Raw genomic sequence first — 16,910 nt, 5'->3', positions numbered from 1 at the left:
TCCCCCTCCCCCGCCCCGGGCGCCCGCGCCCGCTGCACCGCGCGGCCCCCCCCGCGTGGGGGGGCGCCCCCACGGCTCGCTCGGGCCGATCAGATCCGCACGGACTCTCTTGCGGCGGGCTCGGATTCGGCGCTCGGGCGGGGCAGGCGGGACGGCCACCACACGCGGTCACCGGCCAGCATCGTGAGCGCGGGCACCAGGACCGACCGCACCAGCAGGGCGTCGAGCAGGACGCCGAAGGCGACCGCGAATCCCAGTTGCGCCAGCGACACCAGCGGCAGACCGATCAGCACCGCGGCGGTGGCCGCCAGCACGATCCCCGCCGAGGTGATCACGCCGCCGGTCGCCGAGAGACTGCGCAGCATCCCGGCTCGGGTGCCGAAACGCCGCGCTTCCTCGCGCGCCCGGCTGACCAGGAAGATGTTGTAGTCCACCCCGAGCGTCACCAGGAACAGGAAGGCCAGCAGCACCAAACCCGAATCCAGGCCCCCGAATCCGAACAGGTACTCGAACGCCAGCACACTCGCGCCCAGCGCCGACCCGAACGAGACCACCACGGTGAGCAACAGTCCGATGGGTGCGGCGATCGAACGCAGCAGCAAACCCAGCACGGCGGTGACCACCAGCAGCACCAGCGGAATCACCACCCACCGATCGCGAACCGAGGCCTGCGCGGTATCCAGGTTCGCCGCGCTCGGTCCGCCGACCACCGTGCCCGGCGCCACCGCGGCCAGGTGCGTGCGCAACCGTTCGATCGTCGCGTACTCGGCGGGCGAATCGGCGCTGTCGCGGGGAATAGCGGTGATCTCGGCGAAGTCCGGCCCGGACCGGCCCGCCTCGGCCGACGCGATGCCGGCATCGGCGGTCACGGCGCCGAGCACGCTGTCGCGGAAGGCGTTGGGGGTCATCACCAGTAGCGGAGTGCCCGCACGTTCGGGGAAATGTGCGGCGAGCGTGCTCTGCCCGTGCACCGATTCGGGAGTGTTCACGAATTGATCCGCGCGCGACAGACTCGAGGTGTTGCCCAGCAGGCCGAGACCGAGCACGAAAAGCACCACCAGCGATGCCGCCACCGACGCCGCCGGACGGCGCGCGATGAACGCCCCGATCCGGTCCCACACCGTCGTCCGCGCGACCGGGGTCGTGCGGACCCGCGGCACGCGCGGCCAGAAGATCCACCGGCCGCACAGCACCAGTAGGGCGGGGAACAGCGTGACCATGACCAGCAGGGTGCACACGATTCCGGCCGCGCACACCGGACCCATACCCGCGGAATTGTTCATATCGGCCGCCATCAGGCACAGCAATCCCAGGCTGACGGTCGCAGCGGAGGCGGCGATGGCGGGCACCGAATGCCGCAATGCCGCGAGCATCGCCGTCACGACATCCGGATAGCGTTGCAGCTCTTCGCGATACCTGGCGACGATGAGAAGCGCGTAGTCGGTGCCGACACCGAACACCAGAATGGTCAGAATCGAGGCGCTCTGATCATTGACGGTGACGTTCAAGCCCTTCGCCAGGCCGTACACGACCGCCATGGATAGCACATTCGCACCGGCCACCGAGATCAACGGCACCAGCCACAGCAGCGGACTCCGATAGGTCAGCAGCAGGATGACCGTCACCACCAGCACGGTGACCAGCAGCAGCCGCTCATCGATGCCCTCGAACGCGCCCTCGAAGTCGGCGCCCAGCGCACCGGGGCCTGTGACCTGGACGGAGAGTCCGTCCGGCCGCTCGGCGACCATCGCGCGGAAATCGGCGATGTACGTGGCTGATTCGCCGTGCGCCGCGCCCACCAGCACCGGGAACATGATGGCCTTGCCGTCCGTGGAGACCAGGGGTTGATCCGGGCCGCCCGCGCCGCCGTACTCGGCGCGCAGGGCCGCGTACTGGGTCGCGGCGGTCGCGCGATCGAGATCGGTCACCCCCGCCGCCCGCTCGTATACGACCAGGAATACGGATTCGGTGCCGCCGGGCAAGGTTTGCTCCAGTTCGGCGGCCAGGGTCGACTGCGCCGAACCCGGCAGGTACTCGGTCTCCTTGTCGGACTTCACATCATCGAGCGAACCGGCCAGCGGGACCAGCGCGGCGAGCACGGCGATCCAGAGGCCGATGAGCAGCAGGGCTCTGGCTTTCATTCTCATGGCTGTCTCCTCGTATCGGACATGAAGGCAGCCTGCCGGGGCGGCGATCGGAAAACGTCCGCCCGTGGAGGGCCATGCGAAGTACTCCGCGCGGAGTACGTGGGCGGCGCGGAACTGCCGCACAATGGCGAGAATGAACCGACGATGGTTGGCCGATGCCGGGATCGTGGGGCTGATCCTGATCGGTCAATTGGTGGCGGCGGATTTGATTCCCCAGGACCGGCCGTTCACCGCCGGGGGTGCGGTACTGGTCGTGCTGATGACCCTCCCGCTGCTGGGCCACAGGCGCTTTCCACTGCCGGTATTGATCACCCACTTCGCGGTGGCGCTGCCCTATCACTACCTCGAATTCCCGCACGAAGCGGTATTTCCCTCGAGCGCGCTCGCGTTGTACACGGTGGCGCGCCACGGCAACCGGCGGCGCACGGCTATCGTCACCGCCACCGTTGCGGGAATGGCGGTTGCCGGAATCATGCTGTCCCGCAGCGAGGGCGAGAATTCCGCGCTGGCGGCGTTCGGGGCGTTCGGCTGGATCGTGCTGGCCTGTGTGGCGGGTGAGGCGGTCCGGTTGCAGCGGGCCTATATCGCCGAGGTACTCGATCGCGCCGATCGCGCCGAACGATCCCGCGACGAGGAGGCGCGCCGGCAGGTCACCGAAGAACGCCTGCGCATCGCGCGCGACCTGCACGACCTGCTCGCACACACCATTACGGTGATCCAGGTGCAGGCGGGGGTGGCCGGGCATCTGCTCGCGGCGAGCGAGACCGATTCCGGCACCGTGGGCAAAGCCCTGGAAACGATCTCCGATGCCTGCACGGACGCGCGCGCCGAACTCCTGGCCACCGTCGGCGTGCTGCGCAGCCCGGCCGGGGGCGCCGACGCACCCGGCTCGTCGCGGGAACCGCTACCGGCGCTCGCCCGGGTGAGGGTGCTGGCCGAACCGGCCGAAGCCGCCGGTGTCACCGTGGAATTCGTGATCGACGGGCGGTCCCGGGAGCTGCCGCCGACGGTGGAAATGGTTGGATACCGAATCGTGCAGGAGGCATTGACCAATGTGGCCAAGCACGCGGACGCGACACTGGCGACGGTGCGGCTCGACTATCGGGTAGACGGCCTGGTCATCCGGGTGCGGGACAATGGCGCGGGCACACGGGGCAGTGGAATGCACGGCACCGCACACGGATTCGGCATCCTGGGCATGTGTGAGCGCGCCGAGGCCATCGGCGGGACGGTGTCGGCGGCCGATACCGGCGACGGGTTCGAGGTGACCGCGGTCCTGCCCTGTGCGGGGCCGGTCCCGGCGGCGCACCGCGAGGGCGTGGCCGAGTGCGGCGCGCTCCGGCCGGAATCGGACAGGACCCGGATCGAATCCACTACGCCGAGCAGGGAATCGAGTGAATCCTGGATGGAATCGAGCGCCCAGGCACCCGCGTCAACTGCCGGACCACAGATACGGTCCGCGACACCGAGGGCCGAAGCATGATCCGGGTAGTGCTCGCCGATGATCAGGCGCTGGTGCGGGGCGCGTTCGCGCTGCTCATCGCCTCCGCTCCCGATATGGAGGTCGTCGGGGAAGCCGGGACCGGGCGGGAAGCCGTGCGGCTCACCCGGACCGAACGCGCCGATGTGGTGGTCATGGATATTCGGATGCCGGATCTGGACGGTATCGCCGCCACCGCGCAGATCGCGGCGGACGAGAATCTGGCCGGGGTCCGGGTGCTGGTGCTGACCACGTACGACACCGACGACAACGTGCTGGCCGCGCTGCGCGCCGGGGCGAGCGGGTTCCTGATCAAGGACACGAAACCCGCCGCGTTGCTCGACGCCATTCGCACCGTCGCGGCCGGGGAGGCGCTGCTGTCGCCGAGCGCGACCGCGACCGTCATCGCCCGCGTGCGCGCGGTCCCCGATCCCGCGCCGCGCCCGTCCGTTTCGGCGCTCACCGACCGCGAGCTGGACGTGCTGGTCCTGATCGCGCGCGGCCACACCAACGCCGAGATCGCCGAACGCCTGTTCCTGAGCCCCCTGACTGTCAAGACCCACGTGAGCCGGATCCTGGCCAAACTCCTTGCCCGCGACCGCGTTCAGCTGGTGATAGCGGCCTACGAGGCGGGGCTGGTCACCCCGGCGTCGTGATACCGGCGTGTCAGGCCAGGGTGCGGGGAACCTCCGCGCCCGCGCGGGCCCAGCGGCCGGAGAGGGCACGCCAGGAGACCGCGGCCAGGCGTAGGAGCATGAAAATGACCAGGCCGGACCAGATTCCGGCTATGCCCCAATCGTTGGCGAGGGACAGCCAGATGGGCGGGAGGAAGCCGAGCAGCGCCGCGCCGAGGGTGGCGTTGCGCAGGAACGCGGCGTCGCCCGCGCCCAGGAGGACGCCGTCGAGGGCGAAGACCACGCCCGCGAGGGGAATGATGCCGACGAAGAACCACCAGGCCACGTGGGTGCGCTCCAGGACCGAGGGGTCGTCGGTGAACAGGCGCGGGATGACCGAGTAGCCGGCGGCGAAGATCAGGGCGAGGACGGCCGCGAACGCGGTCGACCAGGCGGTGATCCGGCGCGCCAAACCCTGTGCGCCCCGGACGTTCCCGGCGCCTAGCGCCGCGCCGACCAGGGTCTGGGCGGCGATGGCGAGCGAATCCAGGGTCAGGGCCAGGAAGTTCCAGAGCTGGAGCACCAGCTGGTGGGCGGCGACCGATGCCGCCCCGAACCGGGCGGCCACGGCGGCGGCGGAGATGAAGCACGCCTGGAAGGCCAGGCTGCGCGCGATGAGGTCGCGGCCGAGCACCAGTTGCGCCTTCATGATCTCGATGTGCGGGGCCAGGGGCACCCGGGTGCGCACCAGCGCCGCCACGAACAGCAGCGCGGTGACCGTCTGGCCGATCACGTTGGCCACCGCCGACCCCGCCAGTTCCAGCCGCGGCGCGCCCAGCAGCCCGTGCACCAGCACCGGGCACAGCACCCCGGAAAGGCCCAGTCCCGCAACCACGTACAGCAGTGGCCGCCGGGTCTCCTGCACCCCGCGCATCCACCCGTTGCCGGCCATGGACAGCAGGATCAGCGGCACCCCGAACAGCGCGATCCGCAACCACGGCAGCGCCTCCCCCGCGATGTCGCCCCCGCCCGAGATGGCCCGCGTAACCGGGCCCGCGAAACCCTGCAGCACGACCACGATGGCGAGCCCGACCCCCACCGCGATCCAACTGGCCTGCACCCCCTCCCCCATCGCCCCGCGCTCGTCCCCCGCCCCGTGCCGCCGCGCCGCCCGCGCGGTCGTCCCGTAACTCAGAAACGTCAACTGCGAACTGACCTGCGCCAGAATCAATCCCCCCACCGCCAGCCCCGCCAGCGCCAGCGCCCCCAGCCGCCCCACCACCGCCATGTCGAACAGCAGGTAGATCGGCTCGGCGACCAGCACCCCCAGCGTGGGCACCGCGATCCCGAGGATCCGCCGGGGCCCCGCGTGGGCGGCCTCCTCCCCCCGCTCCGCCACCGATCGACCGCCCTCGTCCTCCCGCATGACCCCACCATCGCACACCCGCTCGGCGTCCCCGCGCCCTCCGTAAATTTCGCACCCCCACGCGTCCGCCCCGCACCGCCCGCCCACGCCGAGAAGCCGTCGCGTCCCCGCTTCCATCGCACCGCCACGTCCGCCACCACGAACAAGTACGTGATTCCGTCACGTCCTCGTTCCGACTATGGAACCACGTCGCGCGGAGGGCCGCTGCGCGAAGCCACCATCACGCACCAGCCGTGACCGACACGCACAGACCGACCCGAAAGCCCCGGCACTGCAACCGATCAGCATCCCGGCGGCCATTTCCGCCTGTGTGATCGCGTGGTCGATCGGTCCGGGACAGGGACGGAGCACCATGAGCGCATCCGCTGCTCCCCGGTCGAGTTGAAACGCATCGGCGCGGCCGCCGTCGCAGCGGGTGTGGATCCGGTGCTGCTCACGGGCTTCAGAGTCCAGCGCCGACCACTTCGAGCCACCGACGACGCGAATCAGGGCTCATAGGTCCGGAACATTCAGGCCGCTCGAGCCCGGAACCCGGCTCCGTCTCACAACCGTCGAACTGCCCGACGACCCGGCTCGGGACGCCAACTCGAGCGCCGACGGCGGCCGCGCCGCCGCCGGCGGTGAGCATCAGGGCCGCATGTTCTGGAACAGGTAGGTCGCTTCGCGGCCCGGGACAGGCTCCGAGTCGCCGACCGTGAAGTTGCCCGACATGTTGTCGGTGCACCGCAGCGACAGCGAATAGGCGATCGGCTGGCCGGCATTCGCCTGGGTGGCGTCGATGACCGCGTGGCCGGGCTCGGGCACCGTGTAGCTGTAGGTGCCGTCGTGCCACATCCCGGTGCCGACCACCATGTACTGCATCGTGTCAGGGGTCGGGAAACGGGCCACCACCATGGAGTAGTCGCCGCCCGGCACCATCGGCACCGACGGCGCGGTGCCGCGGAGAATCAGGAACTTGCCGGTCGCCTGGTCGGGCACGGTGCACTGGGGGGCGGGCTGGTCCTCGGGCTGGGCGTGACCCACTCCGCCCGAGAGCAGTGTGCCCGTGGCGAGCGCGGCGCCGATGGCGACGCGTACGGGGTACCTCATGCCATGCTCCTTTCGCCAACGTCGATGTGGGGGTTCCGGGGTCGAATTCGTCAGAGGCCGAGCACGATTCGTGTCTCAGAAGCCCCAGCACCAGTCCAGGGTGGCGGATCCCGGGGTCGGGATGTGGACGCAGATGTTGATCCAGATGTAGGGGGCGTCCGCATTGGTGCGCAGCGGCAGGTCCGTCCTCGAACCGGCGGATTGGTCCGCCGCGGACGTTTCGGGCTGGTCGGCGAAAGCGGTGGGTGTCGCGAGGGCGACGAGCGGGACCGCCATGGCGGCGACCGCCGCCGCGCGGCAGAATCCTGCGAGCATGTCGTTGCTCCTTCGAGTCAGAGATCCGTGGCTGTGAGCTTCGAAGAGTTCTAGACGCAACTCACGCTAGCATCCGTCCAGCTAACGCACGGCGGGTCGCCCCGAATTGCGGCTCGGCAGGCTCGGGACCGGCATAGCGGCTGGGCGGCGATCACTTCGGGCGGTTCAGCTCATTCGGGGCTACTCCAGCAGGCCCACGGCGCGCAGGTCGGCGGCGTACTTGACGATCAACGCGGGGGTCAGGTGCGGGATGTCGGCGTCGGGGGTCAGGTGGGCGGCGCGGACCGCGGTGCGGAAGCGGACGGCGGTGCCGGTCAGGTCGACGGGTGGGGCCTGATGGCGGTAGGCGTGCAGGAGGGGCAGCACCGAATGGCGGCGCAGACGATCGGGGAGGGCGCGCAGGGCCGCCTCGAAGCGGGTCAGCCACTCGCGGTAGTCGTCGATTCGCTCGACGCGCTCGCCGGACTCGATCAGCCAGGTCACGAACTCGTCCAGGGCGATGCCGTCGTCGTGGGGGTTCAGGACGTCGTAGGTGGCGAAGCCGGATTCCGGGCGGGGGCCCAGGGCCGTGACGGCCGCCGCGGTGAAGTCCGCCGGGAGACCGGCGTAGTGGGGACGGACGCCCCCGGTATCGGTGCGGTAGAAGGACTTCGGGGCGATGCCGGTGGCCAGGATGCTCAGCAGCAGGCGGGTGAACATGTCGGGCAGGTTCAGCTGACCGGGATACGTGGAGTGGGCCAGGATCATGTCCGAGCGGAAGACCGCCACGGGCAGCCCGCACAGGTCGTGCGCTGCGCGCAGCAGGACCTCGCCCGCCCATTTGCTGTTGCCGTAGCCGTTGGCGTAGCCGTCGTCCAGCGCCCGCACGGCGCTGATCTCGCGGATGTCGGCGTCCTCGGTGAAGCGCGCGGGATCGACGCCCGCGCCGACGGCGACGGTGGAGAGATAGGTGACCGGGGTCAGCCGCGTGGTGAGGGCGAGCCGGACGATCTCGGCCGTGCCCAGCACGTTCGGGCCGAAGAGCTGGTCGTAGGGCAGGACGTGATTGACCAGCGCGGCGGAGTGCACGATGAGGTCCACCTCGGCGGCCAGTTCGCGCCAGTCCGCGTCGGACAGGCCGAGATTCGGTGCGCCGACGTCACCCGCGAGCACGCGCAGCCGACCCGCCGACAGTTCCCTATAAGTCGCGGCGAGCCCGGGGTCGCCGTCGGTGAACACCGCGTCCAGGCGCGCCCGGGCCGCCGCGTCGTCCGTGCCGCGCACCACGCAGATCAGCGTGCCCGCCGAATCCCGCAGTCGCTCCAGCCATTCCAGCAGCAGGAAGCGGCCCAGGTAGCCGTTGGCTCCGGTCAGCAGCACCGTGCGAGCGGGACCCGGCGGGACCGCCGGACACGTTGGCGCGGCGCGCACGGTGTCCGCGTCGATGAAGGTGCCGAGGGTGAGATCGGCGGCGCGGATGGTGCCGTCCGGGCCGTGCACGGTCGCGACGGTGGGGCGGAGATCACCCGAATCCCTTGCGGCGGTGATGAACCGGGCGATCGCGTCGAGATCGGCGGTGGGTCCGACGATCAGCGACACCGGAACCTCGACGCCGAACAGCTCGCCCAGCAGCGACGAATACGACAGCGCGGACAGCGAATCACCGCCGAGATCGGTGAAACGCGCGTCCGGCCGAAGCTCGTCGGCGGCGCACCCGAGTACGACCGCGGCGGCCCGCCGGACCGTCTTGGGCACGGGCCGGTCGGTGACCGTGCGGCGTAGCGCGAGCAGCTCGTCGTCGCGCCGCCGTGCCAGGTCGGCGTACAGCTCTTCGAGCCGGGCGCCGTACAGATCGGTCAGCTTGGGCCGCAACAGTTTCCCGATGCCGGACAGCAGGCCGTTCTCCTGGGTGAACGGCTCGGTCTCGACCAGGAACTCACGCGGGATCTCGTAGGGTTCCAGCTCCGCGCGGGCGGCGCAGCGGCGCAGTGAATCCGCCAGCGCCGCACGCAGTTCCGCCGGGTCGAGCGCGGCGGCGGCCGGGGTCGGCACGATCACCGCCAGCAGGTAGGAGCGTTCGCCGTTGCCGTACACGAAGATCTGGCGGATCAGCTCGCTCGCGCCCAGCGCGGCTTCCACGGTCGCCACCGTCACGAACTCGCCCTGGGACAGTTTCAGCACGTTGTTGCGCCGATCGACGTACACCAGGTGATCGGGTTCCAGCTCGGCCACCACGTCGCCGGTTCGGTAGAACCCCTCGTCGTCGAACATCTGCGCCGTGATCTCGGGCCGCCGGTAGTACCCGGGGAACATCGTCGTTGTCTTGATGAGCAGCTCGCCGCGCGGATGCGGGGTGTCGGTGCCGAAGTAGCCCAGTTCGGGCACGTCGGCGAGCTTGTAGTCCAGCACCGGTGGGCGCCTGATGCGGTTGTCCATGAGCACCCCGCCGCCGGCCTCGGTCGAGCCGTACCCGTCGTGCACCTGCACCTCGAGCGCGGATTCGAGCACGGCCTTCAACTCGGCCGACAGGGGCGCGCTCGCGCTCAGCGCGGTGAGGTAGCGGCCGCCGAAAACCTGTTCGCGCAGTTCGGCTTCCACCGCTTCGACCGCGTCCGCCCGATCGGCGCCGGCCAGTACCCGCCGTTCGATCGCGTCGAGCCGCCGCTGATGCACCATCTCGCACACGCGCGGCACGAACACCAGCTCGGTGGGCCGCACCAGCGCGTAGTCCTCGAACAGGCTCGACATGTCCGGGCGCGCGGTGAAATACGCGGCGCCGCCGCGCGCGAGCGTCCCGTACAGGGTGAGCCTGCCCGCCACGTGCGACAGCGGCATGTAGTTGAGCGTGATCGCGGGCACCCGCAGCTCGTACGCCGCCCAGAACGCCGCCACCAGTCGCCGGGTGTACATGGCGCCCTTGGGCGTTCCGGTGCTGCCCGAGGTGTAGATCAGCAGCGACAGCGGATCCTCGTCCCCGAAGTCGGGAGCCGGGGCATCGGGCAGGCCCCGGCCGTGCTCGACGACCTCACCGAGGAGGTCCACCGCGATGTCGATGCCCGCGTCCGCGAGCCGTTTGCGCGCGGAATCGACAGCGGTACGGTGTGTTCGGTCGCCCGGCGCCTGATCGAACACCAGCAGCCGCCCCGGCGCTACCCCTGCCGCCACGGCCGTCACCGCCGCGTCCAGCGCGTCCACGCTGACGGCCAGCACCCGCGGCCGCGTCTCGTCCAGGATCGACATCCACTGTGCCGCAGGCGCACCGGCCTGCAGGGGCACGGCCACCGCCCCGAGCCGGACACACGCCAGGTCGATCGTCACGTAGTCCGCGCTGGAAAAGCCCAGCGTGCACACGAAGTCACCCGTCCCGACCGATCCCGACCGATCCCACGCCGCCGCGAGGGCCCGCACACGCGCCCCGAGTTCCCCGTAGGTGATGGTCCGGAATTCCGGCAGTAATGCCCGCGCCCCGTCGGCCCCCGTGTCAAAGGCCCGCTCCCCGAGCGCGATCCGGTCCGCGTATCCGCTCAGCACCGTGTCCACGATCGCCCCGAGCTCGAGCCCCGGTTCCCGCAGCCGAGCCACGATCCCCGGCTCCCCCAAGGTCGCCCGCACCTGCGGATCGTGCAAGGCGTCCGCGATCCGCCGTTCACGCCGAGCCTTCTTGACGTCCAGCTCCATGACAGACCTCCCTGGCCCGGGCCCACGGGACCCCGGCAACCGGCCGAAGATCCACCGCCTCGCCCCATTAACTTAGCAACGCGTAACACCACTCACGGTGGCCGCCCGCCCCCACCCTGTCAAGGACACCACGCGCCAAACCACCCCCGCCGCCAGAACCCGCCGACGCCCCGGCCGCCGTCCCCCAACCCGACCCGAGTCCACCGCCGACGGCCCTCTATCCGGCCCGTGGCCGCAACGTCCAGAACACAGTGGAGAGCCTGCGGGCACACCGTCGCCCAAAGGTGCAGAGGTTCCGCATCATCACCCCGGATCCAGTGCAGCCTTGATCCACTACGACACCAGCCAGGTTCCTCGCCGTGTCATCCAGGCCGGTCCGCTGCTGGAACCCGGCGGATACCCGCACCAAAGTTGTTCGACCGCAGCGGTTCCGCACCGATCACCCTGGGCCGCTCGACACTCGCCGACATCGCGGGACCAGTGGTGCGGGGCGTGAATCCACCGCAGAGCGCACCCGGCCCGGCCCTTCCCGCACTCGAACGACGTGGCGTTGCTCCCACACCCGCGTACCGGTACCAAAGGTGTTCGAGCTCAAGGGTTCCGTGCCGACCGAGCTCAGTACGGCCGTGCCGCGGGCACCTTCGTTCCCGGCTATCAATCCCCCGGAACCAGCTAATGCGTTGCAGCGGCTCGACATTCCGGCGCGCGCAGGGCCGGCCACACGCGGTGGCGCCGGTCAGTCGCGGGCCAGCTCGGTGCGCAGGCGGTCCACCAGCTCTTCGGGCGTGCCGGTCGCGGAATAGCCTGCGGCATACCGGTGTCCGCCGCCGCCGAGGACGGTGGCGACCCTCGAGACGTCCACGCCGGGGGAACCGTCGGGGCCCTCGTGGGAGCGCAGGGATACCGTCCAGTGCTCGGCGGAACTCCTGGCCTCCTTGAAGACCGCCGCCACCTGGGCCTCGGATGTGGTGCGGACCAGGTCGACCACGCTCTCGACCTCTTCCGAGCGCACGCCGCCGGTGTCGGCCCGGCGGACGAAGACGTAGACCAGGCCCGCGCCGTGGGCGGCCTCGCGATCCAGCTGGGCGGTCGCCAGCACCCGCGACAGCATGGGCAGCCACGCGAACGGGTGGGTGTCCATCAGGATGCGGGTGATGCCGGGGCCGTCGATACCGGTGGCGAGCAACCGTTCGGCCAGCGCGTGCGAACCGGGACGAGCCCATTTGAACGAGCCGGTGTCGGTGACCAGACCGGCGTAGAGGCAGTGCGCCACATCGCGATCGATCGGTTCGCCCCACGCGTCCAGGACCCGGGCGACCAGTCCCGCCGTCGACTCGGCGGCCTCGTCGATGACGTTGACCGAGCCGAACCGGGTATTGGATCGATGATGATCGAGCACCAGCGAGACGCGCGCACCGTCCAGCCGGTCCCGGAGCGACCCGAGCCGCCCCGCGCTGCCGCAGTCCACCGCGACCAGCACGTCGACCTCGCGCGCGACCTTGTCGGCCGGGACGAGCAGGTCGGTCCCGGGCATCGAGCGCATGGACACCGGTAGTTCGGCGGGCTCGGCGAACGAAACCTGCACGGGCACGCCACGCCGGCGCAGCACCTGCGCCAGGGCCAGGCCGCTACCGATGGTGTCGGCATCGGGCTGGACGTGACACAGCACCGTGACCGAAACGGCGGTGTCGAGAATCGACACCGCCGCGGACAGATCGACCGGTTCCATCACCGGCGGTCTCCTCCCACTGCGCGCGAGCGCAGGTCAGTCTTCGTCGTCGGCGTCGTCGGCGACCTTGTACGGGTCGACGTCACCGGCGTAATTCGCGTTCACCGCGACCTGGGCCACCCGAGCGTCGGCGGCGCGGGCGCGGGCCAGCAGCTCCTCCATCTCCTTGGCGGCGGTCGGCACGGTGTCGAGCTTGAAACCGAGGATCGGGGTGAACTTCACCCCGGTCGCCGCACCGACCTTGGAACGGAGAATGCCCTTGGCCTTCTCCAGCCCGGCCGCGGCCTCGGTGTAATCGGGTTCGGCGTCCAGGGTTTCCCCCATCACCGTGTAGTAAATCGTGGCTTCTCGCAGATCACCGGTCATCTTGGTGTCGGTGATGGTGACGAAACGCAGCCGCGGATCCTTGATCTCGTATTCGATGGCCGTGGCCACGATCGTGGAGATCCGCTTGGCGAGTCGGCGTGCCCTGGCCTGATCCACCATGGTCATGCCCTCCTCACAGGGATTGGTTCAGTCTTCGGGTCCGAAGACGCGGCGGCGTACCGCCAGCAACTGTAACTCCGGCCGTCCCGCGACATGCCGTTCACACCTGTCCAGCACCTGGCTGAGATGGTCCATTCCCGCACTGACCATCGCCACGCCCAGCAGTGAACGCCGGTGTAGATCGTGATCTCCGCCTTCTACGGCACTCACGCCGAACTTCTGCAGTTCGGCCAGGACCGGGCGGATGACGGAGCGCTTCTGCTTCAGCGAATGCACATCGCCGAGCAGGATGTCGAACTCGAGCGCCCCTACGAACAAGTCGTTGTTCATGTGATGCGCACGCACTTGTCTCTCGAAAAACCGGCGCGCCCGGATGGCGTGCGCAGAACGTGCCGGTATGTGGGGGTCACAGCCCTGCCGGGTCCGGATCGCTCCGGACCCGGCAGGTGTGCTGTGTCGATACCTGTCAGTCGCGCGGCTTCTCGCGCAGCTCGTAGGCCTCGATGATGTCACCCTCGCGAATGTCGTTGTAGGTCAACGTCATACCGCATTCGTAGCCTTCACGAACCTCGGTGGCGTCATCCTTCTCACGACGCAGCGAGGCGATGGTGACGGTCTCGGCGATCACGATGTTGTCACGCAGCAGGCGCGCCTTGGCGTTGCGCTTGACCGAGCCCGAGGTGACCCAGCAACCGGCGATGTTGCCGAACTTGGAGGAGCGGAAGATCTGGCGGATCTCCGCCCGACCCAGCTCGACCTCTTCGTAGATCGGCTTGAGCAGACCCTTGAGGGCCTTCTCGATCTCGTCGATCGCCTGGTAGATGATCGAGTAGTAGCGAATGTCCACGCCTTCGCGGTTCGCCAGCTCGGTCGCCTTGCCCTCGGCACGCACGTTGAACCCGATGATGATCGCGTTCGAGGCCGACGCCAGGTTGACGTTGGTCTCGGTGACGCCACCGACACCGCGGTCGATGACACGCAGACGCACCTCGTCGCCGACATCGATACCGAGCAGCGCCTCTTCGAGGGCCTCGACGGTACCGGAGTTGTCGCCCTTGAGGATCAGGTTCAGCTCCGAAGTCTCCTTCAGGGCGGCATCCAGATCTTCCAGGGAGATCCGCTTGCGGCTGCGCGCGGCCAGGGCGTTGCGCTTGCGAGCGTTGCGGCGGTCCGCGATCTGCCGGGCGATGCGGTCTTCCTCGACCACGAGCAAGTTGTCGCCCGCACCCGGAACCGAGGTGAAACCGATGACCTGGACGGGCCGCGACGGCATGGCCGCCTCGACGTCGTCGCCGTGCTCGTCGACCATGCGGCGGACGCGACCGTAGGCGTCACCCGCCACGATCGAGTCGCCGACCCGCAGGGTGCCGCGCTGGATGAGCACGGTCGCCACGGGACCACGGCCACGGTCGAGGTGGGCTTCGATGGCCACACCCTGCGCGTCCATGTCCGGGTTCGCCCGCAGATCCAGCGAAGCGTCGGCGGTCAGAACGACAGCCTCGAGCAGCGAATCGATGTTCGTGCCCTGCTTGGCCGAGATGTCGACGAACATGGTCTCGCCACCGTATTCCTCGGCTACCAGACCGTATTCGGTCAGCTGCTGGCGAATCTTCTGCGGATTCGCGCCTTCCTTATCGATCTTGTTGACCGCCACCACGATCGGCACGTCCGCGGCCTGCGCGTGGTTGATGGCCTCCACCGTCTGCGGCATGACGCCGTCGTCGGCCGCGACCACGAGGATCGCGATGTCGGTGGCCTTCGCACCACGGGCACGCATGGCGGTGAACGCCTCGTGACCGGGGGTATCGATGAAGGTGATGAGGCGGTCTTCGGCGTTCACGTGCGTGAGCACCTGGTAGGCGCCGATGTGCTGGGTGATGCCGCCGGCTTCGCCCTCGCGGACGTTCGCCTTGCGGATGGTGTCCAGCAGTCGGGTCTTACCGTGGTCGACGTGGCCCATGACGGTCACGACCGGCGGACGGATCTGCAGGTCGTCCTCGTCGCCCTCGTCCTCGCCGTAGGTGAGGTCGAAGTTGGCGAGCAACTCGCGGTCCTCGTCCTCGGGCGAGACCACGTGCACGACGTAGTTCATCTCGCCGCCGAGGAGCTCGAGGGTCTCCTCGTTCACGGACTGGGTCGCGGTGACCATCTCGCCGAGGTTGAACAGCGCCTGCACCAGCGAGGCCGGGTTGGCGCCGATCTTGTCGGCGAAGTCGGACAGCGACGCGCCGCGGGCGAGACGGATGATCTCGCCGTTGCCGCGCGGCAGCCGCACGTTGGCCACGGGGGCCTGCATGTTCTCGTACTCGGCGCGCTTCGCCCGCTTCGACTTACGGCCCTTGCGGGGCGCGCCACCGGGACGACCGAAGGCACCCGCGGCACCGCCGCGACCGCCACCGGAACCGGGACGACCGCCGCCACCACCGCCACCGGGACGACCGCGGAAACCACCCGCCGCCGCACCACCGGCGCCGGGAGCGCCACCGGTACCCGGGGCACCGCCCTGGCCACCGCGGTACGGACCACCGGCACCGGCCGGACGACCGGCGCCACCGGGACGCGGACCACCCTGACCCGGACCACCGGGACGACCGCCGCCGGGCGCGGGACGCGCGGCACGCGAGGGCATGGCACCCGGGTTCGGGCGCGGGGGCATCGAGCCGGGGCTCGGACGCGGGCCGCCGGGGCGGGGACCGCCCTGACCCGGAGCCGGACGGGGACCGCCCTGACCGGGAGCCGGACGACCGCCCTGCGCGCCACCGGGACGCGGGCCACCCTGGCCGGGAGCCGGACGGGGACCGCCCTGACCCGGGGTCGGGCGCGGACCACCCTGACCCGGACGCGGGGCGTTCTGGCCGGGGGCCGGACGCGGCGCCGGGCGCTCGGGCGCCGAGGAGAACGGGTTGTTGCCCACGCGCGGCGGCTTGGGACCGGGCTTCGGGCCGGCCGGACGCGGAGCGCCCGGGGTCGGCGCGGCGCCACCGGCCTGCTGGGCCGGACGCGGGGCGGGAGCGGGGGCAGCCGGACGCGGGGCGCCCGGGGTCGGCCGCTGCTGCTGCGGCGCGGGCGCCGGAGCAGCGGAAGCCGCTGCCGGAGAAGCGGTTTCAGCCACGGGGGGCTTGGGGGCGGGACCCGGCTTGACGGCCGGGCCCGGGCGCACGGCCGGAGCCGGTGCGGCGGCCGCGGGTGCGGCCTGCTCGGCGGCGGGAGCCTTCGGCGCCGCCGGAGCGGGCGCGGGGGCTGCCGGAGCCGGTGCGGACGGACGGGGGGCGCCGGGACGGGGTCCGGAGGTGGCGCCGGGCTTGGGGCCGGACGGACGCGGGGCGTCGCCGGGCTTGGCGGCCGACTTGGCGGCGCCGTTCGCGGGGGCGCTCTTGGGTGCGAGCGACTCACGCAGGCGACGTGCGACGGGGGCCTCCACCGTCGACGACGCGGACTTCACGAACTCGCCCTGCTCCTTGAGCTTCGCGAGTAGTTCCTTGCTCGTGACACCGAGTTCTTTGGCCAACTCGTGCACGCGGGCCTTGCCTGCCACTGCTCTCCTCACTGAGAGGTCGAGCGCGGCAACCCTTTTGGCAAAGGGCGGGCCCGCACGACCTCAGATTATTTCCGATGGTCGATCATCGTTGGTGCTTCACGGTGTGCTCATGAGTGCTCGTGCCTGTTCTCTACGTAATGCTCCAGGGCTGAGATATCCAGATGTCCGGACACTCGTAGTGCTCTGCCGAATGCTCGGCGCCGAACTGCGTTGTTCAGACAAGCCGAAAGGGGGTGCAACCAGGCACCCCTCCCGGGCAGTCTACGCCGAGGATCGGGAACAACCGTGGTTTCGGTTGCCACGACTCGCAGCAGATCGGCGGCCAGTGCGCGTTTGCGACATCCGACGCAGGTCCGCACGGGTGCGGACGAGGAGGAAATCGAAGACTCGCGCTGAGCCTGCGTCCACTCTACCGCTGTCATGTCCCGA

The 16,910-nt window shown here is 70.1% G+C and carries 12 protein-coding genes; 2 read left to right on the top strand and 10 right to left on the bottom strand.

The annotated features are described in order from the left end of the window. Positions 1 to 89 precede the first annotated feature (89 nt). On the bottom strand, positions 90 to 2,147 hold the full coding sequence (locus ACWIGI_RS20250) for an MMPL family transporter (protein WP_454203954.1): 2,058 nt from the start codon (positions 2,145 to 2,147) through the stop codon (positions 90 to 92). Between the two features lie 133 nt (positions 2,148 to 2,280). Here ACWIGI_RS20250 and ACWIGI_RS20245 point away from each other — a divergent pair, with 133 nt between their 5' ends. Together ACWIGI_RS20245 and ACWIGI_RS20240 are read left to right on the top strand one after the other, a co-directional pair. Beyond that, entirely contained in the window at positions 2,281 to 3,630 is a 1,350-nt protein-coding gene (locus tag ACWIGI_RS20245) for a sensor histidine kinase (protein ID WP_454203953.1), read from the top strand. Beyond that, the gene (locus ACWIGI_RS20240) at positions 3,627 to 4,283 is read left to right on the top strand and encodes a response regulator (RefSeq protein WP_454203952.1); all 657 of its coding nucleotides are present in this window, start codon (positions 3,627 to 3,629) and stop codon (positions 4,281 to 4,283) included. The genes ACWIGI_RS20245 and ACWIGI_RS20240 overlap by 4 nt, the downstream gene beginning before the upstream one ends. A gap of 10 nt (positions 4,284 to 4,293) precedes the next feature. On the opposite strand, the gene ACWIGI_RS20235 is transcribed toward ACWIGI_RS20240, so the two are convergent. From ACWIGI_RS20235 to ACWIGI_RS20195, 9 genes are all read right to left on the bottom strand, one after another. Further along, positions 4,294 to 5,667, bottom strand: a complete 1,374-nt coding sequence (locus tag ACWIGI_RS20235; RefSeq protein WP_454203951.1) for an MATE family efflux transporter — start codon at positions 5,665 to 5,667, stop codon at positions 4,294 to 4,296. Positions 5,668 to 6,294: 627 nt separating this feature from the next. Continuing rightward, complete coding sequence (locus ACWIGI_RS20230; protein ID WP_454203950.1) at positions 6,295 to 6,756, bottom strand: hypothetical protein; 462 nt, start codon at positions 6,754 to 6,756, stop codon at positions 6,295 to 6,297. Between the two features lie 75 nt (positions 6,757 to 6,831). Continuing rightward, a complete protein-coding gene (locus ACWIGI_RS20225) occupies positions 6,832 to 7,071 on the bottom strand; it encodes a hypothetical protein (protein WP_454203949.1) in 240 nt (79 codons plus the stop codon). A gap of 180 nt (positions 7,072 to 7,251) precedes the next feature. Beyond that, a complete protein-coding gene (car, locus tag ACWIGI_RS20220; RefSeq protein ID WP_454203948.1) occupies positions 7,252 to 10,728 on the bottom strand; it encodes a carboxylic acid reductase in 3,477 nt (1,158 codons plus the stop codon). Positions 10,729 to 11,464: 736 nt separating this feature from the next. Beyond that, positions 11,465 to 12,457, bottom strand: coding sequence for a DHH family phosphoesterase (locus ACWIGI_RS20215; RefSeq protein WP_454203947.1), 993 nt, complete (start codon positions 12,455 to 12,457; stop codon positions 11,465 to 11,467). Positions 12,458 to 12,493: 36 nt separating this feature from the next. Next, positions 12,494 to 12,943, bottom strand: a complete 450-nt coding sequence (rbfA, locus tag ACWIGI_RS20210; RefSeq protein WP_454204156.1) for a 30S ribosome-binding factor RbfA — start codon at positions 12,941 to 12,943, stop codon at positions 12,494 to 12,496. 27 nt (positions 12,944 to 12,970) lie between these two features. Continuing rightward, positions 12,971 to 13,261 (bottom strand): DUF503 domain-containing protein, encoded by a 291-nt coding sequence (locus ACWIGI_RS20205; RefSeq protein ID WP_454204155.1) that lies wholly within the window; start codon positions 13,259 to 13,261, stop codon positions 12,971 to 12,973. Between the two features lie 148 nt (positions 13,262 to 13,409). Continuing rightward, the gene (gene infB, locus ACWIGI_RS20200; RefSeq protein WP_454203946.1) at positions 13,410 to 16,478 is read right to left on the bottom strand and encodes a translation initiation factor IF-2; all 3,069 of its coding nucleotides are present in this window, start codon (positions 16,476 to 16,478) and stop codon (positions 13,410 to 13,412) included. 110 nt (positions 16,479 to 16,588) lie between these two features. Further along, positions 16,589 to 16,903, bottom strand: coding sequence for a YlxR family protein (locus tag ACWIGI_RS20195; protein WP_454203945.1), 315 nt, complete (start codon positions 16,901 to 16,903; stop codon positions 16,589 to 16,591). Positions 16,904 to 16,910: the final 7 nt, after the last annotated feature.

It is taken from the genome of Nocardia sp. NPDC055321 (assembly GCF_053645575.1).
This window is presented reverse-complemented; position numbering and strand designations above follow the sequence as displayed.

What these genes read in the sequence shown, in the direction of transcription:
- rbfA (WP_454204156.1), bottom strand. Translation starts at nt 12,943, where the DNA reads ATGGTGGATCAGGCCAGGGCACGCCGACTCGCCAAGCGGATCTCCACG.
- ACWIGI_RS20230 (WP_454203950.1), bottom strand. Translation starts at nt 6,756, where the DNA reads ATGAGGTACCCCGTACGCGTCGCCATCGGCGCCGCGCTCGCCACGGGC.
- ACWIGI_RS20235 (WP_454203951.1), bottom strand. Translation starts at nt 5,667, where the DNA reads ATGCGGGAGGACGAGGGCGGTCGATCGGTGGCGGAGCGGGGGGAGGAG.
- ACWIGI_RS20195 (WP_454203945.1), bottom strand. Translation starts at nt 16,903, where the DNA reads ATGACAGCGGTAGAGTGGACGCAGGCTCAGCGCGAGTCTTCGATTTCC.
- ACWIGI_RS20225 (WP_454203949.1), bottom strand. Translation starts at nt 7,071, where the DNA reads ATGCTCGCAGGATTCTGCCGCGCGGCGGCGGTCGCCGCCATGGCGGTC.
- ACWIGI_RS20250 (WP_454203954.1), bottom strand. Translation starts at nt 2,147, where the DNA reads ATGAGAATGAAAGCCAGAGCCCTGCTGCTCATCGGCCTCTGGATCGCC.
- car (WP_454203948.1), bottom strand. Translation starts at nt 10,728, where the DNA reads ATGGAGCTGGACGTCAAGAAGGCTCGGCGTGAACGGCGGATCGCGGAC.
- ACWIGI_RS20215 (WP_454203947.1), bottom strand. Translation starts at nt 12,457, where the DNA reads ATGGAACCGGTCGATCTGTCCGCGGCGGTGTCGATTCTCGACACCGCC.
- ACWIGI_RS20245 (WP_454203953.1), top strand. Translation starts at nt 2,281, where the DNA reads ATGAACCGACGATGGTTGGCCGATGCCGGGATCGTGGGGCTGATCCTG.
- ACWIGI_RS20240 (WP_454203952.1), top strand. Translation starts at nt 3,627, where the DNA reads ATGATCCGGGTAGTGCTCGCCGATGATCAGGCGCTGGTGCGGGGCGCG.